The sequence below is a fragment of the Streptomyces deccanensis genome, assembly GCF_022385335.1.
In the GTDB taxonomy this organism is placed as follows: domain Bacteria; phylum Actinomycetota; class Actinomycetes; order Streptomycetales; family Streptomycetaceae; genus Streptomyces; species Streptomyces deccanensis.
Genome location: NZ_CP092431.1, coordinates 6066560 through 6087143, shown reverse-complemented (window position 1 = coordinate 6087143; position 20584 = coordinate 6066560). Strand labels below are relative to the sequence as shown.

Below are 20584 nucleotides of genomic sequence, written 5' to 3'. Positions count from 1 at the left end.
CGCCCTCAGTCTTCCCGCAGCGCGTACCCCACACCCCGCACGGTGTGGATCAGCGCGGGCGCCCCGGGCTCGTCGAGCTTGCGGCGCAGATAACCGACGTAGACGGCGAGGTTCTTGGAGCCGGGCCCGAAGTCGTAGCCCCAGATCCGGTCGTAGATCGTCGCGTGGTCGAGGACGATGCCGGCGTTGCGGACGAGCAGTTCGAGCAGGTCGAACTCGGTCCGGGTCAGCTCCAGTTCCCGTGCCCCGCGCCACGCCCGGCGCGCCTGTACGTCCATGCGCAGCCCGGCGGCCGTGAGGAGCCCGGTGTCCGGGGCCGCGCCGGCGGACGAGGACGGGGCCGCCGTTGTAGGGGCCGGAGCCGCGAACCCGTCCGCGCCGCCCGTCCGCCGCAGCAGCGCCCGCAGCCGCGCGAACACCTCTTCCACGTCGAACGGTTTGACGACGTAGTCGTCCGCGCCCGCGTCGAGACCGGCGATCCGGTCGGCGGTCTCCACGAGCGCGGTGAGCATCAGGATCGGCGTCCTGTCCCCCTCCGCGCGCAGCACCCGGCAGACCTGGAGGCCGTCTATGCCGGGCATCATCACATCGAGCACGAGCACGTCGGGCCGGTTGCGGTGCGCCTGGGCGAGCGCCTCGACGCCGTCGGCGACCGCCGTGACCTCGTACCCCTCCAGGGTCAGCGCGCGTTCCAGGGCATGGCGGATGGCGCGGTCGTCCTCGGCTAGCAGCACGTTCTGGGGCACCCCACCAGTCTGCCAAGGTCACGGGCGCCCACGACCTCGTCGGAAGCGCCCGACCGCCCTTCTTACCGGCCTCTCACCCCGCCCGCGCGTCGGACTTACTCCTCCGGAGCAGCGTGTCCGTGTGACACCTCTCCGCACGGGAACCCGGGCAGAGCGAGCAGATGGAGTACAAAGGGTCCGAACCATCTCCAAACCGGATGACAGACGCGACACCTCACAACCGTGACAACCACAACCGTGACATCCACAACCGCATCGCCGAGGCCGTCGGAAGGTAGTGCTTTGAGCCGCCGCAAGAAGATCGTGTTCCTGCTGCACAACGCGTACGCCATCGGCGGCACCGTCCGTACGACGCTGAACCTGGCGTCGGCGCTCGCGGACCACCACGACGTGGAGATCGCCTCGATGGCCCGCCACCTGGACGAGCCCCGCTTCACGGTCGACCCGAGGGTCCGGCTCGTGCCCCTGGTGGACATCCGCCCGTACAGCCCCGACCTGCGCGATCCGGCCCAGGCGCAGCCCGCGACGGACTTCCCGGCCGAGGACAAGCGGCACCGCCAGTACAGCCGCCTCACCGACCTCCGGGTCCGCGCCTACCTGGCCGGCTGCGACGCGGACGTCGTCATCGGCACCCGCCCCGGCATCAACGTCTACGTCTCCCGGTTCGCCCCCCGCCGCGCCCTGCGCATCGCCCAGGAACACCTGCGCCACGACGCCCACACCAAGCAGCTGCGCAAGGTCCTCGCCCGCCACTACCGCACCCTGGACGCGGTCGTCACGACGACGGCGGCGGACGCGGCGGTGTACCGCGCACGGATGAAACTGCCGGGCGTACGGGTGATGTCGGTGCCCAACATCGTCCCGGAGGCCACGGTCGCCCCGTCGGACTGCACGGCCCCCGTCATCGCGGCAGCCGGCCGCCTCGCCCGCGGCAAACGCTTCGACCTGCTCCTGGAGGCGTTCGCGAAGGTCGCCCCGAAGGAACCGGACTGGCAGCTGCGCATCTACGGCGGCGGCAAGCAGCAGGGACGTCTGGAGACCCTCATCCAGGACCTCGGCCTCACCGACCGGGCCCATCTGATGGGCCCGCACACCCCCATCGAGGAGGAGTTCGCGCGGGCCTCCGTCGTCGTGAGCGCCTCCGACGCCGAGTCCTTCGGCATGACCCTCGTCGAGGCCATGCGCTGCGGGGTCCCCGTCGTCAGCACCGACTGCCCGCTGGGCCCCGCCGAGATCATCACCGACGGCGTCGACGGCCGCCTCGTCCCGGTCGACGACCCGCACGCGCTGGCCGACGCCCTCCTGGACCTCACCGCGGACCCCTCCCTGCGCCGCGCCATGGGCCGAGCCGCCCTGGCGAGCGCCCACCGCTACGACCCGGCCCCCATCGTCAGCAAGTACGAGCACCTGTTCGCAGAGCTACGCGAGACCAGGCTCCAGCGCACTTGGGAACGGGGGGCGACGAGGGCGAAGGGCTGGCTGCGGCGGCGGGTGCGTTCATACAAGAGGGCCGCCCCAGCGTTTTTCAGGGGCGCGGGGAACTGCGCGAGCAACCACAAACAGCCCGCAGCCTGACTCCGACCGCACCCCCAACGGCGATGCTCAGCCCTGAAGCGCCGCCAACTGCTCCTCAAAGGGAACGACAACGAACCCCTCGGGCTCGACCGGCTCGACAGCCACCCGCCGCGACAGCCCGGTCATCAACCCGGCCAACTCGGAACCCGCCCGCTCGATCCGCCCGGCCAAGCCTTCCGCACCCCAGTCCTCCGACGCGGCGTACACCCCCGTAGGCACGACCACAGCCCGTAGATACGCGAACAACGGCCGCAGCGCGTGCTCCAGCACCAACGAGTGCCGAGCCGACCCCCCGGTCGCGGCGATCAGCACCGGCTTCCCGGCCAGCGCGTCCCGGTCCAGCACATCGAAGAAGGACTTGAACAGCCCGCTGTACGACGCCGAGAACACCGGCGTCACCACCACGAGCCCGTCGGCCCCCGCCACCGCGTCCGACGCGGCGGCGAGCTTCCGTCCCGGGAACCCATTGGTGAAGTTGTGCGCGATCTCCACCGCGAGGTCCCGCAGTTCGACGACCTGGACCTCGACGGACGCGTCCTGCCCGACGACGGCGGCGGCGAGCCGGTCGCCCAACAGCCGTGTGGACGAGGGCACACTCAGCCCCGCCGAGACGACGACAAGCTTCACGACACGCTCTCCTTCTTCTCCGCGTCCTTCTTCTCCGCGACGTTGTTCTCCGCGTCCTTCTCCGCCGCGTCCAGCAGCGACCCGTGGGTCGGCGCGTCCGGCACGTCCGCCGGGCGCCCCTTCGCGAACTCCTTCCGCAGCACCGGCACGACCTCTTCGCCGAGCATGTCGAGCTGTTCGAGGACGGTCTTCAGCGGCAGCCCCGCGTGGTCGACCAGGAACAGCTGCCGCTGGTAGTCACCGGCGTACTCGCGGAACGCCAGCGTCTTCTCGATCACCTGCTGCGGCGAGCCGACGGTGAGCGGCGTCTGGTCGGCGAAGTCCTCCAGGGAGGGCCCGTTGCCGTAGACCGGCGCGACATCGAAGTACGGCCGGAACTCCCGTACCGCGTCCTGCGAGTTCTTCCGCATGAAGATGTGTCCGCCGAGGCCGACGATCGCCTGCTCGGGCGTGCCGTGCCCGTAGTGGGCGTACCGCTGCCGGTACAGCTCGACCATGCGCTGGGTGTGCTCGGCCGGCCAGAAGATGTTGTTGTGGAAGAAGCCGTCGCCGTAGTACGCGGCCTGCTCGGCGATCTCGGGCGAGCGGATGGAGCCGTGCCAGACGAACGGCGGTACGCCGTCCAGCGGGCGGGGCGTGGAGGTGAAGCCCTGGAGCGGCGTGCGGAACTTGCCCTCCCAGGTGACGACGTCCTCACGCCACAGTCGGCGCAGCAGGGCGTAGTTCTCGATGGCGAGGTTGATGCCCTGCCGGATGTCCTGCCCGAACCACGGGTAGACCGGGCCGGTGTTCCCGCGTCCCATCATCAGGTCGACCCGCCCGTCGGCCAGGTGCTGGAGCATCGCGAAGTCCTCGGCGATCTTCACCGGGTCGTTGGTGGTGATGAGCGTCGTGGAGGTGGAGAGGATCAGCTTCTCGGTGCGCGCGGCGACGTAGCCGAGCATGGTCGTCGGCGACGACGGCACGAACGGCGGGTTGTGGTGCTCACCGGTGGCGAAGACGTCGAGGCCGACCTCCTCCGCCTTCAGCGCGATCGCGACCATCGCCTTGATGCGCTCGCGCTCGGTCGGCGTCCGGCCCGTGGTGGGGTCCGGCGTCACATCACCGACGCTGAAGATCCCGAACTGCATCATCGCTGCCACCCTCTCCAGGTTGTTTACGATTCAACTATACCCATGAACGAGGGCCCCCTCTCCACTATTCCTCCCGGGACGGCGGCGCTGTCAGTGCCCGTCCTTACGATCGGCCCATGGCCGCCCCACGCCGTGACACCCGAGGCATCGTCGACGCCCCCGAGCTCTTCGCCCGGGTCCGCTTCCGCCGCCGCGAGCCCGCCGAGCCGCTGCGCCCGTATCTGGAGCACTACTGGCTGATCGACTGGGACCTGCCCGAGCCGTACGTCACCCAGGTCGTCCCGCACCCCTCGGTCAACATCGTCTTCCAGCGGTACGAGGGACAGGAACCCTTCGCGGAGATCTCCGGCATCGGCCAGACCCTGTTCACCCAGAAACTGGAGGGCAGGGGCCGGGTCTGCGGCATCCAGTTCCGCCCCGGCGGCTTCCGCCCCTTCGCCCCGGCCCACCCGGCGACGCACTGGACCGGCCGCCGGGTACGACACCCCGAGGCCTTCCCCGACGCGGCCAGGACCCTCGACCCGGCCGCGATCCTCGCCCCGGACGACGAGGACGCCCGGGTCGCCGCCCTCGACGCGTTCCTGACCGGGCTCGACCCGCGCCCCGACCCGCAGGCCGACCTCGCCATGGCCCTCGTCGACCGCATCCGCACCGACCGCGCGATTCGCCGCGTCACCGACTTCGCCCGCGCCGAGGGCGTGTCCGTCCGCGTCCTGCAGCGCCTGTTCTCCGTGTACGTCGGCGTCGGCCCCAAGTGGGTGATCTTGCGCTACCGCATCCACGAGGCCCTGGAACGCGCCGAGACCGACCGGGCGATCGACTGGGCCGCGCTCGCCGCCGACCTCGGCTACGCCGACCAGGCCCACCTCGTCCGCGACTTCACGGCGACGGTGGGGGTGTCGCCCACGGCGTACGCGCAGGCGGCGTCCCCCGGCTGACCTACTTCGCGTGCGTGACCGCGTAGATCATCACGAAGGCGACGAGGTGGATGCCGAAGAGGAAGTACGCGAGGTACCACCACACGTACCGCTCGTTCTTCTTCTCCTCGGCGAGCCGGCGCTGCTCGGGCGTCAGCTCCTCGTCCGCGCTCACAGTTCCCGGTGGACCTTGGTGTTGGAGGCCTGGGCGCGCGGGCGCAGGACCAGGAGGTCGACGTTCACATGGCTGGGCCGGGTGACCGCCCAGGTGATCGTGTCGGCGACGTCGTCGGCGGTCAGGGGCTCGGCGACGCCCTGGTAGACGCTCTCGGCCTTCTCCTTGTCGCCGCCGAAGCGGGTCAGCGCGAACTCGTCCGTCTTCACCATGCCGGGCGCCACCTCGATCACCCGCACCGGCGTCCCGACGATCTCCAGCCGCAGTGTCTCCGCGAGGACGTGCGCGCCGTGCTTGGCGGCGACATAGCCCGCGCCGCCCTCGTACGTCCCGTGCCCGGCCGTCGACGAGACCACGACCACCGTGCCGTCACCGCTCGCGGTCAGCGCGGGCAGCAGGGCCTGGGTGACGTTCAGGGTGCCGATGACGTTCGTCTCGTACATCGTGCGCCAGTCGGCCGGGTCCCCGGTGGCCACCGGGTCGGCGCCGAGCGCGCCGCCCGCGTTGTTGACCAGCACACCGATCTTCTTGAACGCGGTCGCGAACTCGTCGACCGCCGCGCGGTCCGTGACGTCCAGGGGGTACGCGGTGGCCTGTCCGCCGCCGTCGTTGATCTCCTCGGCCAGCGCCTCGATCCGGTCCTTGCGCCGCGCGGTGAGCACCACCCGGTACCCGGCCGCGGCGAGCTGCCGGGCCGTGGCGGCGCCGATCCCGCTGCTCGCACCGGTGACGACGGCGATGCGGGAGGCGGCGGACGGTACGGCGGTGGCCATGAGCTGCTCCTGAGGCGGTACGGATCGAACGTCGGTCTCTGCCCGGCCAGGATAGGCGTGCGGTGGGACAATGAGAGAGGTGATCCCCGGTACAGGAGGTGGATCATGGGACAGGCGCGCGAGCTGATGGACCAGCTCACCGAGGCGCTCACCACACACCAGGACCCCAAGACCATCGCGAACCTCTTCGCGGAGGACGCGGTCGCCCACACCCCGGACGGTGGAGAACTCCACGGCCGGGACGCCATCGCCGAGTACTGGCAGCAGATGACGGACGCCATGCCCGAGGCCACGTACGAGTCGCTCTCCTCCTTCGAGGTCGGCGACACGGCCATCGACGAGGGAATCTTCAGCGGCACCAACACCGGCCCGCTGGCGTTCCCCGACGGAACGTCCATCCCCGCCACCCACAAGGACATCAGGATCCGCGGCGTGGACTTCGCCACCGTCCGGGACGGCCAGATCACCAGCTACCGGCTCTACTTCGACCAGCTGGGCTTCCTGGAGCAACTCGGCCTGCTGCCGGAGGAGTTGGCGCAGCCCTCATAGCCGGTGGCCGCCGTCACCCACCGCGCGGCGCGTACATGATCACGGCCATGCCCGCGAGGCAGATCAACGCGCCCGTGACGTCCCAGCGGTCGGGCCGGTAGCCGTCCGCGACCATCCCCCAGGCGATCGACCCGGCGACGAAGATCCCCCCGTACGCGGCGAGGATCCGCCCGAAGTGCGCGTCCGGCTGGAACGTCGCCACGAACCCGTACGCCCCCAGCGCCACGACCCCGGCCCCGATCCACACCCACCCCCGGTGCTCCCGCACCCCCTGCCACACCAGCCAGGCCCCACCGATCTCGAACAACGCGGCGAGCAGGAACAGAGCGGCGGAACGAGCGATGACCATGTCCTCACCCTGCCACGGTGAGCCCAGGGGTCGCCGCGAGGCGGGGCGTCAGCCCTTCACGCACACGACCTGCTTCAGCTTCGCCACCACTTGGACCAGGTCCCGCTGCTGGTCGATGACCTGCTCGATCGGCTTGTAGGCGCCCGGGATCTCGTCGACGACGCCGGAGTCCTTGCGGCACTCCACGCCGCGCGTCTGCTCCTCCAGGTCCTTCGTCGAGAAGCGGCGCTTGGCGGCCGTCCGGCTCATCCGCCGACCGGCGCCGTGCGAGGCCGAGTTGAACGCCTTCTCGTTGCCGAGACCCTTCACGATGTACGAACCGGTGCCCATCGAGCCCGGGATGATCCCGTACTCACCGGAGCCCGCGCGGATCGCGCCCTTCCGGGTCACCAGCAGGTCCATGCCGTCGTAGCGCTCCTCGGCCACGTAGTTGTGGTGCGCGCTGATCTCGGGCTCGAAGGTCGGCTTCGCCTTCTTGAACTCCTTGCGGACGACGTCCTTGAGGAGCGCCATCATGATCGAGCGGTTGTACTTCGCGTACTCCTGCGCCCAGAACAGGTCGTTGCGGTACGCCGCCATCTGCGGGGTGTCCGCGATGAAGACGGCGAGGTCGCGGTCGACCAGGCCCTGGTTGTGCGGGAGCTTCTGGGCGATGCCGATGTGATGCTCCGCCAGCTCCTTGCCGATGTTCCGGGAGCCGGAGTGCAGCATCAACCAGACGGAACCGGTCGTATCCGTGCAGATCTCTACAAAGTGGTTGCCGGATCCGAGCGTCCCCATCTGCTTCTCCGCACGGTCATGACGGAACTTGACCGCCTCCGCCACCCCGTCGAACCGCCCCCAGAACCCGTCCCACCCGCCGACGGCGAAGCCGTGCAGGCCGCCCGGGTCGACCGGGTCGGCGTGCATGCCCCGGCCCACCGGGATCGCCTGTTCGACCTTCGACCGCAGCCGGGACAGGTCCCCGGGGAGGTCGTTGGCGGTCAGGGACGTCTTCACCGCCGACATGCCGCAGCCGATGTCGACGCCCACCGCCGCCGGACACACGGCTCCCCGCATGGCGATGACGGACCCGACCGTCGCGCCCTTTCCGTAGTGCACGTCCGGCATGACGGCGAGGCCCTTGATCCAGGGGAGGGTGGCGACGTTGCGGAGCTGCTGGAGCGCCCCCTCCTCCACCGACGCGGGGTCGGTCCACAGACGGATGGGTACCTTCGCACCCGGTATCTCGACGTACGACATTTCGCCCTCATCCCCCTGGAAAACCCATCAAAGTCACAGAACGCAAAACCGTCGCCAAGGTCTACGAATGGGATGCCGGACCGGCGTTCACAGCAGTGCGTGCGATACACATGGTGCCCGGGGGTCACCCCCGGGCGGCAAGTGAATAACCACAGGCAGGACTGCGCAGGCGTCCCGAGGGACCCCGTCGAGAGGAGCCCCACCGTGCAGCGGAAGGCGTACGTACCCGGCGTCGCCGTGCTCCTCGCGGCACTGCTGGCCGCGTGCACGGGATCGAGCGACGACGGTTCCCCCGACGACCCCCGCCCGGGCGAGGCCACCGCCTCGGCCACCGTCGCCCAGCCCGGCCGCTACGACACGCTCCCGGAACCCTGCGCCTCGGTCGGCCAGGACACTCTCGACACCCTCCTTCCCGGCATCGGGCAACTCCCCGACGAGGCCAAGCGCCGGCAGGCGTACGAGGGTGACGCGACGCAGACGTACGACACGGACCAGAAGGCCGGCTGCCGCTGGAAGGTGGAGGCCGCGGACGCCACCCACTACCTCTTCGTCGGCTTCGAGCGCATCGTGTCTTGGGGCAACGGGGTCAGCGACGACAGCAAGGCGCAGGAGGTCTACGGCGGGAAGGTCGAGGCGGCCGATCTGCCGGAGCCGACGCCGTCCGTGTCGGAGGAGGACAGCGAGGGCGCTGACGAGGAGAGCGACGAGCCCGAGAAGACACAGACGTCGGGCGGGGCCACCGCCGATCCGTCGACGAGTTCCTCGGCCTCCGCCTCCGGATCCGCCGCGTCCTCCGGATCCTCCTCCCCCTCCCCCAGCGCCTCCGGCACCCCCGCCTCCCTCCAGCCCCGCACGCTCGACGGCCTCGGCGACGAGGCGTTCCTCGACGACGCGCTCGGCACGAGCAAGCAGCGGACCGTGACTGTGGTGTTCCGCACGTCCAACGTGCTCGTGACCGTCGAGTACGAGGAGCAGCCGGCGACCACGACGGTGGTGCCGGACAGTGAGGAAATGCAGGACAGGGCCCGGAATCTGGCGCAGCGGCTGGCCGACACGTTCGACGACTGACGTAGGCCCGGGGGCGGTTCGGGTGCCCACACGAACCATCCGAACCAGAACCGCACTTCTTCTTCACCGCGTACGGTGGCCTCTCGGAACCCCGATCCGATTGTCCGTTTGTCCGATTGCGAAGGAACCATGCGACGAGCCGCAGAGTCAGACCAGCATCAGTCACCGCGCAGCGAGCGTTCGCCACGGGTGGCGCGCTTCGGACGGGTGGCGCGCTTCGGCGGGCACGAGCGTCCGGGCCGCTCCCGGGCCCTCGTCGGCGCGGCGGTCGTGCCGGTGATGCTGCTGGCGGTCGGCTGTTCGTCGGACTCCGGCTCCGACAGCGCCTCCGGTGACGAGACCCCGGCGGGCGCTGAGCAGTCGGTGAAGGAGACCCCCACCCCGGAGATCGTCGCCGCGAAGTACGCGAAGCTGCCGGACGCGTGCGAGGTGTTCCCCGACAAGACGCTGAAGTCGCTGGTCCCCGAGGGCGTGAAGTCCGGCAAGGCGATCAACAAGGCCGAGGCGGACGTGACCGGCGACTGCCGCTGGATCAGCCTCGACAACAACGGTGTGGACGGCTCCCAGTACCGCTGGCTGAGCGTCTCCCTGCACCTGCTGCCCTCGGACGCGGCGAACGGCCCCGGCGAGGACCGCGCGGCCAAGGCGCTCGAGTCGAAGGTGACCGCGGCGAAGGCCGTGGACGGGGCGAAGAACGTCAAGACGGAGCCGGCGACGGGCCTGGGCGACCAGGCGACCGTGGTCACGTACGACCTGAAGAAGGACGGGGACACCTTCAAGCAGCAGACGGTCGTGGTGCGCACGGAGAACGTGGTCATCACGCTCGACTACAACGGTGCCGGTCTGGCCGGCGAGAAGACCCCGGACGCGGCCGCGCTGCTGAAGTCCGCGAAGTCCGCCGCCGAGGACGCCGTGGAGGCGATCGAGGACGCGAACGACGGCACGGACTCGTCTGCGTCGCCGTCCGGGTCGCCCTCGAAGAGCGCTTCCAAGACACCGTCGAAGGAAGCGACGAAGGCGTCGTCGTCGGGTGGTTCCGGCGCGGACGTGAGTTCCGACGCGGACGGTGGCTCGGATTCCGATTCGGACTCGGGTTCGTCCACCTCCGGCAGCCGGAAGACCAAGTCGTAGCCCCGCCTCACCTGGTGGTTCGTCGGAGCCCGGTCCCCGCGGGGACCGGGCTCGACGCCCTCCGGCAACTTGTCCGCCGTACACATGTGCCACTCTGTTGCGCGCAACAACACGCAAGGGGAGGGGAGTACGGGTGGCCGCGCCAATGCAGCTGACTCGAATGCACCGCGTTCTCATCGGCGTGGTCGTGTTCGGCGCCGTCATCATCGCCGGGATCGGCTTCGCGGGTTCGTACGCGGCGGTCCGGGAACTGGCGGTCCAGAAGGGCTTCGGGAACTTCTCGTACGTCTTCCCGATCGGAATCGACGCGGGCATCTGTGTCCTGCTCGCCCTGGACCTGCTGCTGACCTGGATCCGCATCCCCTTCCCGCTGCTGCGCCAGACGGCGTGGCTGCTGACGGCGGCGACGATCGCCTTCAACGGAGCGGCGGCCTGGCCCGACCCGCTTGGCGTGGGCATGCACTCGGTGATCCCGATCCTGTTCGTCGTCGCGGTCGAGGCGGCCCGGCACGCGGTCGGCCGGATCGCCGACATCACCGCCGACAAGCACATGGAGGGCGTCCGCCTCACCCGCTGGCTGCTCTCCCCGCTCCCCACCTTCCTGCTCTGGCGCCGGATGAAGCTCTGGGAGCTCCGCTCCTACGACCAGGTCATCAAGCTGGAGCAGGAACGTCTCGTCTACCAAGCCCGCCTCCGCTCCCGCTACGGCCGCGCCTGGCGCCGCAAGGCCCCGGTCGAATCCCTGATGCCCCTCCGCCTGGCCCGCTACGGCGTCCCCCTGGCGGACACGGCCCCGGCGGGCCTGGCGGCGGCGGGCATAGAACCGGCGCTCCTGCCGCCGGCCCCGCAGGTCGAGGTCGACGTGGAGATAGCTGCGGGCAATCGTGCCGCTGGGGCGGCACGGGTGGGCGCGGCGGCACCTCCCAGCGAGCAGCGCGCCCTCCCCGAGGCCGACCAACGCCCCGGGCCACAGGAAAACGTGCCCCCGGTCGACGAAAGCCCCTGGCTGCACGCCCGCCACCCCCAGGAGGTCCCCTACCAGGGCGGCTACGACCCGTCGTACGAGCCGGAGGAACAGTACGGGGAGTGGTACGAGGAGCAGGACCCGGAGCAGTACGGGCAGAACGGCGCGTACGAGCAGTACCAGCGCTTCGAGCCGGACCCCCGGGACCCCCGCTACCAGCAGCAACAGTTCGAGGCGCCCGAACTTCAGGAGCCGGAACCCTCCCCCGAGGAGACGGGCAGCTTCCCGATCCCGGCCGGCCCCGGCCGCACCCGTGAGCTGGGTGAGGGCGGCGGCACCCCCGAACCCGCCGCCCCGGACGAGGAGTCGTACTACCAGGTCTTCAAGAAGTCGATCAACGGCAGCTACCCGACGCCACGCGAGTTCGTCGACAACGTGGAGGCCGAGTTCCGCGTCACCCTCCCCGCGGAGGAGTCGCGGCGGATGGTCAACCGCTTCACCAACCGCCACACCGCGGAGCTGGAAGAGGACCACATCGCCTGAGTCACGCGCAGACGACGATGGGGCGTCCGGTGATCACCGGGCGCCCCATCGTCGTCTCACGCGGTCTACTCCCCGAGCAGGGCCCGCACCCGCTCCTGCCCCACCGCCAGCAGCAGCGTGGGCAGGCGCGGCCCCGTGTCCCGCCCGACGAGCAGGTGGTACAGCAGGGCGAAGAACGACCGCTGGGCCGTCTTGATCTCCGCCGGCAGCTCCTTGGGCGTGGCGTCCGCCGAGAACCCGGCCTGCACCTTGGGCACGCCGTAGACGAGATGCGTGAGCCCGTCGAGCGACCAGTGCTCGGCGAGCCCGTCGAGCAGCAGCCGCAGCGACTGCTGGGACGCCTCGTCGAGGGACTTCAGCAGCTCGGCGTCGGCCTCCTGGCGCACGATGGTCCGCTGGTCGGCGGGGACGTGCGTGTTGATCCAGGCCTCGGCCTTGTCGAGCCGCGGCCGTACCTCGTCGAGACCGGACAGCGGGTCGGTGGGGTCGAGTTCGCTGAGGATGCGCAGGGTCTGGTCCTCGGCGCCCGCCGTGATGTCGGCGACGGACGCGAGGGTCCGGTACGGCATCGGGCGGGGCGTGCGCGGCAGCTCACCGGCGGCCGTGCCCACCGCGCGGGAGTGCGCGGCGACATCGGCAGGCAGGGCGGATCCGTCCGCGACCTTGGCGTCGAGCTTGTCCCACTCGTCGTAGAGCCGCTGGATCTCCTGGTCGAAGGCGATCTTGAAGGACTGGTTGGGCCGGCGGCGGGCGTAGAGCCAGCGCAGCAGCTGCGGCTCCATGATCTTCAGCGCGTCGGAGGGCGTCGGCACCCCGCCCTTGGACGAGGACATCTTGGCCATGCCGCTGATGCCGACGAAGGCGTACATCGGCCCGATGGGCTGCTTGCCGCCGAAGATCCCGACGATCTGCCCGCCGACCTGGAAGCTCGACCCCGGCGAGGAATGGTCGACGCCGCTCGGCTCGAAGACGACGCCCTCGTACGCCCACCGCATCGGCCAGTCGACCTTCCAGACGAGCTTGCCGCGGTTGAACTCGTTCAGCGCGACGGTCTCGGAGAAGCCGCAGGCGGTGCAGGTGTAGGTCAGCTCGGTGGAGTCGTCGTCGTAGGCGGTGACGGTGGTGAGGTCCTTGCCGCAGCCGCCGCAGTAGGGCTTGTACGGGAAGTACCCGGCGGCGCCGGAGCTGCCGTCGTCCTCACCGGCGGCGCCGGAGCCCTCGGCGGCCTCGATCTCGGCCTCGTCGAGCGGCTTCTGCTGCTTCTGCTGCTTGGCCGGGGCCTTCTTGGTCCGGTACTGGTCGAGGATCGCGTCGATGTCGCCGCGGTGCTTCATGGCGTGCAGGATCTGCTCGCGGTACACACCGGAGGTGTACTGCGCGGTCTGGCTGATCCCGTCGAACTCGACGCCCATCTCGGCGAGCGCGTCGACCATCGCCGCCTTGAAGTGCTCGGCCCAGTTGGGGTGGGCGGAGCCGTGGGGGGCGGGCACGGAGGTGAGCGGCTTGCCGATGTGCTCGGCCCAGGAGCCGTCGACGCCGTCGACGCCGTTCGGGACCTTGCGGTAGCGGTCGTAGTCGTCCCAGGAGATCAGATGCCGGACCTGGTGCCCGCGGCGGCGGATCTCGTCGGCGACGAGGTGCGGGGTCATGACCTCGCGGAGGTTGCCGAGGTGGATCGGGCCGGACGGCGACAGGCCGGACGCGACGACGACCGGTTTGCCCGGGGCCCGACGCTCCGACTCCTCGATGACCTCATCCGCGAAACGGGAGACCCAGTCGGTGGTCTCGGTGCTCTGAGCCACGATCGGCACGTCCTCTTTTTCCTGGAGTTTCCATGGCCGCCGGTTACGGTCCCGGGCGACCGCGTCATTCTCCCAGCCTTTCACTCCGTGGGTCGAACCGGGCGCCTAATAAACGGGGGGTGCGGGTGCGTGGGCGAGTGCGGCTCCGGTGGGGCTTCTCGCGCAGTTCCCCGCGCCCCTGAAAAGCAGGGGCTACGCCCCGTGCTTTTCAGGCCCGCAGGGCCGGGGTCTTCAGGCCCGCACGGCCGTGGTCTTCAGGCCCGCAGGGGCCTGGTCTTTTAGGGGCGCGGGGAACTGCGCGAGAAGCCCCTCCCACCCGCACCCGCCCACGCGCCCGAACCCCCCACCCCGGAAGGCACCCCCCATCTCACCGCAAGAAAACCCCTTTACCCCCCATGGGATACTGAACGACATCCACCCGTACCCCAAGGAGAACGGCTCCCCCTGATGGCTTCGGTCACGTCCCTCACCGCCTCCGTCAACGCGCGCCTCGCCGCCGCCCTCGCCTCCGCCCTGCCGGACGCCGACGGAGTCGACCCGCTGCTGCGACGCAGCGACCGGGCGGACTACCAGGCGAACGGGATCCTCGCGCTGGCCAAAAAGGCGAAGGCCAACCCGAGGGAGCTGGCCACCCAGGTCGTCGCCCAGGTGGAGTCCGGCGAGCTGATCAAGGACATCGAGGTCTCCGGCCCCGGCTTCCTCAACATCACCCTCACCGACGGCGCGATCACCGAGAACCTCGCCGCGCGGTACGCGGACGACACCGGCCGGCTCGGCGTCCCCACAGCGGAGCGCCCCGGAACCACGGTCATCGACTACGCCCAGCCGAACGTGGCCAAGGAGATGCACGTCGGCCACCTCCGCTCCGCCGTGATCGGTGACGCGGTCGTCAAGATCCTGGAGTTCACCGGCGAGGACGTGATCCGCAGGCACCACATCGGCGACTGGGGCACCCAGTTCGGCATGCTGATCCAGTACCTGGACGAGCACCCGCACGAGCTGGACCACCAGGAGGGCGAGGACCTCCAGAAGTCCGGCGAGCAGGCCATGTCGAACCTGGACCGGCTGTACAAGACGGCCAGGAAGCTCTTCGACTCCGACGAGGAGTTCAAGACGCGGGCCCGCCGCAGGGTGGTCGACCTCCAGGCCGGCGACCCGCACACCCTCGCCACGTGGCAGAAGTTCGTCGACGAGTCGAAGATCTACTTCTTCTCCGTCTTCGAGAAGCTCGACATGGAGATCCGGGACGCCGACATCGTCGGCGAGTCCGGCTACAACGACATGCTCGCGGAGACCTGCCGCCTCCTGGAGGAGCAGGGCGTGGCCGTCCGCTCGGAAGGCGCCCTGTGTGTCTTCTTCGACGACATCAAGGGCCCGGACGGCAACCCGGTCCCCCTGATCGTGCAGAAGTCCGACGGCGGCTACGGCTACGCGGCCACCGACCTGTCCGCCATCCGGGACCGCGTCTTCAACCTCAAGGCGAACTCCCTGCTGTACGTCGTCGACGCCCGCCAGTCCCTGCACTTCAAGATGGTCTTTGAGACCGCGCGCAGGGCGGGCTGGCTGAACGACGAGGACGTCAAGGCGTTCCAGCTGGCCTTCGGGACGGTCCTCGGCAAGGACGGCAAGCCGTTCAAGACCCGTGAGGGCGAGACGGTCCGGCTGGTCGACCTGCTCGACGAGGCGATCGACCGCGCCACGACGGTGGTCCGGGAGAAGGCCGAGAAGGTGGGCCTGACGGAGGAGGAGATCGTCGAGAACGGCCGGTACGTCGGCATCGGCGCGGTCAAGTACGCCGACCTGTCCACCTCCGCCGTCCGGGACTACAAGTTCGACCTGGACCAGATGGTCTCGCTGAACGGCGACACGTCCGTCTACCTCCAGTACGCCTACGCCCGTATCCGGTCGATCCTCCGCAAGGCGGGAGAGGCCCGCCCGACCGCCCATCCGGAGCTCGAACTGGCCCCGGCGGAGCGCGCGTTGGGCCTGCACCTGGACCAGTTCGGTGAGACCGTGGCCGAGGTCGCGGAGTCGTACGAGCCGCACAAGCTGGCCGCGTACCTCTTCAAGCTGGCGACCCTGCTGACCACGTTCTACGACCAGTGCCCGGTCCTGAAGGCCGACACCCCGGCCCAGATGGAGAACCGCCTGTTCCTGATCGACCTGACGGCCCGCACCCTGCACCGCGGCATGGCCCTGCTGGGCATCAGGACGCCTGACAAGCTCTGACCGAGGCCGGCGAGAACGGGCGGGCGCCGCAGCGGCGCCCGCCCGTTCCTCATGTGGCGGCGCCCGCGCGCAGGGCGGTCCGCCCCCACCGGCCGGGGGACTGTCAGTGGCGGCCCCTACAGTCGCACCCATGGCGACACTTCCCAACCCGCTGCCCCAGCTGGCGGCCGACCCGAGCGGGCGCGTGCTCGGGCTTGAACTCCCGCTTCCGCCGGGGAGTTTGATCGACACCACGGACGACGGCCCGTGGCACGAGCCCCTGCTGTGGTGCGCGGACGAGACGGCGAAGCCGGGCGCCTGGGCCGCCGTCCAGCCCGCCCGCCGCACGGCGGGCCTCCTCCCGGTGCTGCTGGACGTCGGCGGCGACCAAGGCGGCCCGGAGAAGTGGGAGTTGCTGCCCGGCGAGACGACCTACCCCGGCGACCACGACGCCGACGAGGTCCTGGCCGAGTTCTGGGACGCGTACGCCACCGCCGAGGACCCCGAATGGCCGGGCCTCACCGACGCCCCGGCGGCCGCCCCGGGCGCCGTGACCGACCCCGACGCCCTCGCCACCGAGACCGCCGACGCCCTCGTCGAGGACCCCTCGCGGATGAAGGACCCCCGCCTCGCGCTCGTCCCCGCCCGCCGCAGCGCCGACATCCCGGCGGCCATCGGCTGGACCGGCCCGACGAACCACGAGAACGACGTGGCGAGGCTCTGCGCGGTCCTGCGCTCCTGGGAGGACCGCTTCGGCATACGCGTCGTCGCCCTCGCCTACGACCACCTCGTCCTCTCCGTGGCCACCCCGCCCACCACCGAGGCCGAGGCCGAAGCCGTGGCCGTCGAACACTTCGCCTTCTGCCCCGACAACATCTGGCAGGGCACGGCCGACGGCACCCGCCGCTCCTACGCCCACACCCTCCTCAACGCCCCCACCTGGACCTTCTGGTGGGACTGACACCGCCCACCGGCCCTCAGCCCTCTCCCCGCAACCCCGCCCCCAACCGCCGCAGCCCCTCCCGGATCTCCTCCGGTGTCTGCGTCACGAAGCACAGGCGCAGCGTCGAGCGGTCGGGCTCGCCGGCGTAGAAGGGTGCCCCGGGCACGTACGCCACGTCCCGTGCGACCACGCGCGGCAGCAACGCCCTGGTGTCGTGGGAGGAGGGGAGGCGGGCCCAGAGGAACATGCCGCCCTCGGGCCGGTTCCACGTGGAGCCCGCCGGGAGCGCGTCGGCGAGGCCCGCGAGCATGGCGTCCCGCCGCTCCCGGTACGCGCCGGCGACCCGCAGGACATGGGCGTCCAGATCACGATCGGCCAGATACCGCGCCGCGGCGAGCTGGTTGACGGTCGGCGTGTGCAGGTCGGCCGCCTGCTTGGCGATCACGCACGCCCGCCTCAGTGCGGCGGGCGCGCGCAGCCAGCCCAGCCGCATCCCGGGGGCCATGACCTTGGAGAACGAGCCCAGCAGCGCCGTACGGTCCTCGGCGCCCGGGTACGAGGCGATCCACGGCACCCGGTCGCCCTCGAAGCGGAGTTCACCGTACGGGTCGTCCTCGACGATCCACAGTCCGCGCCGGGCGGCCACGGAGGCGACGGCCGCCCGGCGCTCGGCGGGCAGCGTGCGCCCGGTCGGGTTCTGGAAGGTGGGCACGGTGTAGAAGAGCTTGGGCCGGTGCCGTACCACCGCCTCCTCCAGCGCCACCGGATCCACCCCGTGCGCGTCGCCCGGCACGGCCACCACCCGCGCCCCCGCGAACCGGAACGCCTGGAGCGCCGCGAGATAGCAGGGGTCCTCGACCAGGACGACGTCCCCCGGCTCCAGCAGCGCGGTGGCGAGCAGCGACAGCGCCTGTTGTGAGCCGGTGGTGACGAGCAGGTCGTCCGCGCCGCTCGGCAGCCCGCGCGCCTCGTACCGCGCCGCGAGCGCCGCCCGGAGCACCGGCTCGCCCTCGGTCGTCGCGTACTGCAGAGCGCGCCCCCCGGACTCGGCGAGCACATCGCGGTAGGCGGCCGCTATCCCCGCCGTGTCGAACAGCTCCGGCGCGGGAAGTCCACCCGCGAAGTTGACGACTTCGGGACGCGAGGTGACCGCGAGGATGTCCCGAACGGGGGAACCCCCGACGGTGGCGACCCGCTCGGCGAGACGGGGCACGGCCGCGCCGGCGCCGATCCCGCCCGCGTCCCCCGGACCGCCCCCGGCCCCCGTCCTCGCGACAAACCCCACGTCATACCCGGCACGCTCGGCATCCACGGCACCCATCCCACGGCTCCTTCGCCACTCCGGGGCGGCGCGACCCCGCCCGTGCCCGCACCCTAGACAGATGCGTGCCCCCTACACCCACCATTTCCGCGATGCGGACGCCCCTCGTCACCCCCTAGGCTGCGCGCATGCTGCCCAGCGTGGACACGAACGACGAGTTGCAAGAAGTCGTCGGTGACGAGGCGCTGCTGCGACCTGCTGCCCAGGATCTCTGCGGTCAGCTCGGTCTCGCAGGCGCGCGGATCGTGCGTTTCGCCGAGGGCTCGCTGCCGGTGTACGCCGTCGGCGACGCCCTCGTCCTCAAGCTGTATCCGGGTTTCGAAGCCGCGGAAGCCGTCCGCGAAGCCCGCCTGCTGTCGATCCTGTGGGGCAAACTCCCCATCCCCACACCCAGGTTGCACTCGGCGGACCAGTACAAGAACGGCTGGCGCTATGTGCTGATGTCCCGCCTGCCCGGCGAGGATCTCATCGAGGCCTGGCCCCGGATCCCACGGCCCGACCAGGAGCGTGTCATCGCCGAGGCCGCCGAGGGCCTCGCCGCCCTGCACGCTCTGGACGCCACTCCGGTCATCCCGGTCACCGGGCCGACGGACTGGGGCAGGTTCGTGGCCGCCCAGCGCGCGGCGGCGGTCGAGCAGCAGCAGAGCGGTGGTCTCACCGAACCCTGGCTCGAACAGATCCCGGACTTCCTTCGCTCGGTCCCCCTGCCCGCCCAGCGCCGACCGGTCCTGCTGCACACCGAGTTCATGCGCGACCACCTGACCGTCGACCCGCACGACGGCTGGCGCCTGACCGGCCTCTTCGACTTCGAGCCGGCCATGGTCGGCGACCCCGCCTACGACTTCGTCAGCGTCGCCCTCTTCCTCACCCGGGCCGACCCGGCCCTCCTCAAACTCTTCTACGAGGCTTACGGCCACCCCCCGTTCGACCCCCGCGAGCTGATGGCCTACACCCTCCTGCACGTCTACAGCGACCTGAACTGGTACCTGCGCAGCCTGCCGGCCCCGCCCAGCCAGACCCTGGACTCCCTGGCGGAGACCTGGTTCGGAACCGGATGACGGCGCCTGGGTGACAAGGGGCTGAGGGAGGACGCGGCCCGCCCTCCCTCAGCCCTTGCGCCCCACCGCCGCGTACACGTTGATGTCCGCGTCGGTCACGTCGTTGATGTCCCGATACCGAACCCGCTCGATGTCGTCCATCCCGGCCAGCACGTGCGGCTCCACCGCCGGGGGCACCGGCGCACCGTCCGAGAACCGCCAGTGGTGCGCCGGCACCACCCCGGGCTCGTCCAGCAGGAGCCCGCTCTCCTCGAAGAACCGGGCCACCTCGTCCTTGGACCGCAGCACGAAGGTGAACCCTCGCTTGGTGTAGGTCTCCTGGACCGCGCGGATGTTCGCGGGGTTGAGGTCCTCGGTCAGATGGCTGAGCACCAGCCGGCTGCCGGCGGGCAGCGCCCGCACCAGCTCCCGCACCACGGGGTACGCCTGTTCGTCCTCCACGAAGTGCAGGATCGCCACCAGGCACAGCGCGATCGGCTGGTCGAAGTCGAGCGTCTTCGCGGCCGCTTCGAGGATCCCTGCGGGTGATGTGAGGTCGGCGTCGATGTAGTCCGTGGCGCCCTCGGGCCCACTCGTGAGCAACGCACGGGCGTGGGCGAGCACCACCGGGTCGTTGTCGACGTACACGACCCGCGAGTCGGGGACGTTCGCCTGCGCGATCTGGTGGACGTTCTCGGCGGTCGGCAGCCCGGTGCCGATGTCGAGGAACTGCCGGATGCCCTCGTCCTTGGCGAGCGTGGTCACGGCGCGGCGCATGAAGTCCCGGTTGTGCCGGACGTCCAGATAGCCGCGCGGATTGGCGGCCAGCGCCGCGGCGGCCGCCTCCCGGTCCACGGGGTAGTTGTCCTTGCCGCCGAGGAAGACGTCGTAGACCCGTGCCGGGTGCGCCTTGGTGGTGTCGATCCTCTTCCGCAGCTCGGCGGGGTCCTGGCTGAGCGCATCACCGGCCATGAAGCTCTCCCTGGGGAGTCGGGTCGTCGAATGGGTCATTGAATGGGACATCGAATGACCAACAACCTAACCCCCCAGGGGAGTTGCCGCCTCAGGCGCGCGCCGGATACGCCTTCGGGTCGGGACCGTACCGGTTGGCGTCCCGCTGCCCCTCGGTGGCCATGAAGACGATCATGATGATGAATCCGACGCAGGGGACGAGCCCGATGAGGACCCACCAGCCGCTCCGGTCGGTGTCGTGCAGCCGCCGGACGCTGACCGCCAGGGACGGCAGGAAGAGGGCGAGGCTGAAGAGCACTTCGGGCACCACCGTGTCGGCGGTGAGACCGATGACGTACACGACGACATAGATGAGCGAGCTGATCAGCGTGAACATCCAGTACTCCTGGCGACGCGCCCGCCCGCTGAAGACCGCGTACTTCTTGAGCACTTCGATGAACCAGTTCATGGTTTCCCCCGAAAATCGGCATAGGTCCGCCCCGGAAATCGGGGGCAGGCGCAGAACCTAT

General features: G+C 70.5%; 20 protein-coding genes. 9 read left to right on the top strand and 11 right to left on the bottom strand.

The window, feature by feature from the left end; all coding sequences use genetic code 11:
- Positions 1-5 precede the first annotated feature (5 nt).
- Positions 6-746 (bottom strand): response regulator transcription factor, encoded by a 741-nt coding sequence (locus L3078_RS27125; RefSeq protein WP_239756570.1) that lies wholly within the window; start codon positions 744-746, stop codon positions 6-8.
- A 282-nt stretch (positions 747-1028) separates the two neighbouring features.
- Between L3078_RS27125 and L3078_RS27120 the strand changes: the two genes are divergently transcribed.
- A complete protein-coding gene (locus tag L3078_RS27120) occupies positions 1029-2321 on the top strand; it encodes a glycosyltransferase family 4 protein (RefSeq protein ID WP_239756569.1) in 1293 nt (430 codons plus the stop codon).
- A gap of 27 nt (positions 2322-2348) precedes the next feature.
- Here L3078_RS27120 and L3078_RS27115 read toward each other — a convergent pair whose 3' ends face one another.
- Together L3078_RS27115 and L3078_RS27110 are read right to left on the bottom strand one after the other, a co-directional pair.
- Positions 2349-2948 carry an FMN reductase gene (locus tag L3078_RS27115; protein ID WP_239756566.1) on the bottom strand — a complete coding sequence of 200 codons (600 nt, stop codon included), beginning with the start codon at positions 2946-2948 and terminating at the stop codon, positions 2349-2351.
- Positions 2945-4078 carry an LLM class flavin-dependent oxidoreductase gene (locus L3078_RS27110; protein ID WP_239760484.1) on the bottom strand — a complete coding sequence of 378 codons (1134 nt, stop codon included), beginning with the start codon at positions 4076-4078 and terminating at the stop codon, positions 2945-2947. The genes L3078_RS27115 and L3078_RS27110 overlap by 4 nt, the downstream gene beginning before the upstream one ends.
- Positions 4079-4197: 119 nt before the next feature.
- Here L3078_RS27110 and L3078_RS27105 point away from each other — a divergent pair, with 119 nt between their 5' ends.
- Entirely contained in the window at positions 4198-5019 is an 822-nt protein-coding gene (locus L3078_RS27105; RefSeq protein WP_239756565.1) for a helix-turn-helix transcriptional regulator, read from the top strand.
- Between the two features lies 1 nt (position 5020).
- Here the strand turns inward: L3078_RS27105 and L3078_RS44970 are convergent, their stop codons facing one another.
- Both L3078_RS44970 and L3078_RS27095 read right to left on the bottom strand, forming a co-directional pair.
- Entirely contained in the window at positions 5021-5266 is a 246-nt protein-coding gene (locus L3078_RS44970; protein ID WP_420864188.1) for a hypothetical protein, read from the bottom strand.
- Positions 5170-5946 (bottom strand): SDR family NAD(P)-dependent oxidoreductase, encoded by a 777-nt coding sequence (locus L3078_RS27095; protein ID WP_239756561.1) that lies wholly within the window; start codon positions 5944-5946, stop codon positions 5170-5172. The genes L3078_RS44970 and L3078_RS27095 overlap by 97 nt, the downstream gene beginning before the upstream one ends.
- Positions 5947-6051: 105 nt before the next feature.
- On the opposite strand from L3078_RS27095, the gene L3078_RS27090 reads away from it, so the two are divergent.
- Complete coding sequence (locus L3078_RS27090) at positions 6052-6495, top strand: ester cyclase (protein WP_239756560.1); 444 nt, start codon at positions 6052-6054, stop codon at positions 6493-6495.
- 13 nt (positions 6496-6508) lie between these two features.
- On the opposite strand, the gene L3078_RS27085 is transcribed toward L3078_RS27090, so the two are convergent.
- Positions 6509-6844 (bottom strand): YnfA family protein, encoded by a 336-nt coding sequence (locus tag L3078_RS27085; RefSeq protein WP_239756558.1) that lies wholly within the window; start codon positions 6842-6844, stop codon positions 6509-6511.
- A 48-nt stretch (positions 6845-6892) separates the two neighbouring features.
- Positions 6893-8086 (bottom strand): RtcB family protein, encoded by a 1194-nt coding sequence (locus tag L3078_RS27080; RefSeq protein ID WP_239756556.1) that lies wholly within the window; start codon positions 8084-8086, stop codon positions 6893-6895.
- 204 nt (positions 8087-8290) lie between these two features.
- On the opposite strand from L3078_RS27080, the gene L3078_RS27075 reads away from it, so the two are divergent.
- The 3 genes from L3078_RS27075 (at position 8291) to L3078_RS27065 (ending at position 11792) form a co-directional block, all read left to right on the top strand.
- Complete coding sequence (locus L3078_RS27075) at positions 8291-9154, top strand: DUF3558 domain-containing protein (RefSeq protein WP_239756555.1); 864 nt, start codon at positions 8291-8293, stop codon at positions 9152-9154.
- A 129-nt stretch (positions 9155-9283) separates the two neighbouring features.
- A complete protein-coding gene (locus tag L3078_RS27070) occupies positions 9284-10285 on the top strand; it encodes a hypothetical protein (protein ID WP_239756553.1) in 1002 nt (333 codons plus the stop codon).
- 133 nt (positions 10286-10418) lie between these two features.
- Positions 10419-11792: a DUF2637 domain-containing protein gene (locus L3078_RS27065; protein WP_239756552.1), complete on the top strand. Its 1374-nt coding sequence runs from the start codon at positions 10419-10421 to the stop codon at positions 11790-11792.
- A gap of 65 nt (positions 11793-11857) precedes the next feature.
- On the opposite strand, the gene lysS is transcribed toward L3078_RS27065, so the two are convergent.
- Positions 11858-13603 (bottom strand): lysine--tRNA ligase, encoded by a 1746-nt coding sequence (lysS, locus tag L3078_RS27060; protein WP_239756551.1) that lies wholly within the window; start codon positions 13601-13603, stop codon positions 11858-11860.
- Positions 13604-14041: 438 nt separating this feature from the next.
- On the opposite strand from lysS, the gene argS reads away from it, so the two are divergent.
- Positions 14042-15823 carry an arginine--tRNA ligase gene (argS, locus tag L3078_RS27055; RefSeq protein ID WP_239756550.1) on the top strand — a complete coding sequence of 594 codons (1782 nt, stop codon included), beginning with the start codon at positions 14042-14044 and terminating at the stop codon, positions 15821-15823.
- Between the two features lie 130 nt (positions 15824-15953).
- Complete coding sequence (locus tag L3078_RS27050) at positions 15954-16763, top strand: DUF4253 domain-containing protein (protein ID WP_239756549.1); 810 nt, start codon at positions 15954-15956, stop codon at positions 16761-16763.
- A gap of 16 nt (positions 16764-16779) precedes the next feature.
- Here L3078_RS27050 and L3078_RS27045 read toward each other — a convergent pair whose 3' ends face one another.
- Positions 16780-18066, bottom strand: coding sequence for an aminotransferase-like domain-containing protein (locus tag L3078_RS27045; protein ID WP_239756547.1), 1287 nt, complete (start codon positions 18064-18066; stop codon positions 16780-16782).
- A 128-nt stretch (positions 18067-18194) separates the two neighbouring features.
- Here L3078_RS27045 and L3078_RS27040 point away from each other — a divergent pair, with 128 nt between their 5' ends.
- Positions 18195-19124, top strand: a complete 930-nt coding sequence (locus L3078_RS27040; RefSeq protein WP_239756546.1) for a phosphotransferase family protein — start codon at positions 18195-18197, stop codon at positions 19122-19124.
- A 48-nt stretch (positions 19125-19172) separates the two neighbouring features.
- On the opposite strand, the gene L3078_RS27035 is transcribed toward L3078_RS27040, so the two are convergent.
- Both L3078_RS27035 and L3078_RS27030 read right to left on the bottom strand, forming a co-directional pair.
- Positions 19173-20075 (bottom strand): SAM-dependent methyltransferase, encoded by a 903-nt coding sequence (locus tag L3078_RS27035; RefSeq protein ID WP_239756545.1) that lies wholly within the window; start codon positions 20073-20075, stop codon positions 19173-19175.
- Between the two features lie 91 nt (positions 20076-20166).
- A complete protein-coding gene (locus tag L3078_RS27030) occupies positions 20167-20523 on the bottom strand; it encodes a DUF805 domain-containing protein (protein ID WP_239756543.1) in 357 nt (118 codons plus the stop codon).
- Positions 20524-20584 lie beyond the last annotated feature (61 nt).

Excerpts from the sequence above, each read along its gene's own strand:
- L3078_RS27030 (WP_239756543.1), bottom strand. The coding sequence starts at position 20,523 with ATGAACTGGTTCATCGAAGTGCTCAAGAAGTACGCGGTCTTCAGCGGG.
- L3078_RS27050 (WP_239756549.1), top strand. The coding sequence starts at position 15,954 with ATGGCGACACTTCCCAACCCGCTGCCCCAGCTGGCGGCCGACCCGAGC.
- L3078_RS27090 (WP_239756560.1), top strand. The coding sequence starts at position 6,052 with ATGGGACAGGCGCGCGAGCTGATGGACCAGCTCACCGAGGCGCTCACC.
- L3078_RS27045 (WP_239756547.1), bottom strand. The coding sequence starts at position 18,066 with ATGGGTGCCGTGGATGCCGAGCGTGCCGGGTATGACGTGGGGTTTGTC.
- L3078_RS27085 (WP_239756558.1), bottom strand. The coding sequence starts at position 6,844 with ATGGTCATCGCTCGTTCCGCCGCTCTGTTCCTGCTCGCCGCGTTGTTC.
- L3078_RS27040 (WP_239756546.1), top strand. The coding sequence starts at position 18,195 with ATGCTGCCCAGCGTGGACACGAACGACGAGTTGCAAGAAGTCGTCGGT.
- L3078_RS27080 (WP_239756556.1), bottom strand. The coding sequence starts at position 8,086 with ATGTCGTACGTCGAGATACCGGGTGCGAAGGTACCCATCCGTCTGTGG.
- L3078_RS27070 (WP_239756553.1), top strand. The coding sequence starts at position 9,284 with ATGCGACGAGCCGCAGAGTCAGACCAGCATCAGTCACCGCGCAGCGAG.
- L3078_RS27110 (WP_239760484.1), bottom strand. The coding sequence starts at position 4,078 with ATGCAGTTCGGGATCTTCAGCGTCGGTGATGTGACGCCGGACCCCACC.
- L3078_RS27095 (WP_239756561.1), bottom strand. The coding sequence starts at position 5,946 with ATGGCCACCGCCGTACCGTCCGCCGCCTCCCGCATCGCCGTCGTCACC.
- L3078_RS27035 (WP_239756545.1), bottom strand. The coding sequence starts at position 20,075 with ATGGCCGGTGATGCGCTCAGCCAGGACCCCGCCGAGCTGCGGAAGAGG.
- argS (WP_239756550.1), top strand. The coding sequence starts at position 14,042 with ATGGCTTCGGTCACGTCCCTCACCGCCTCCGTCAACGCGCGCCTCGCC.
- L3078_RS27105 (WP_239756565.1), top strand. The coding sequence starts at position 4,198 with ATGGCCGCCCCACGCCGTGACACCCGAGGCATCGTCGACGCCCCCGAG.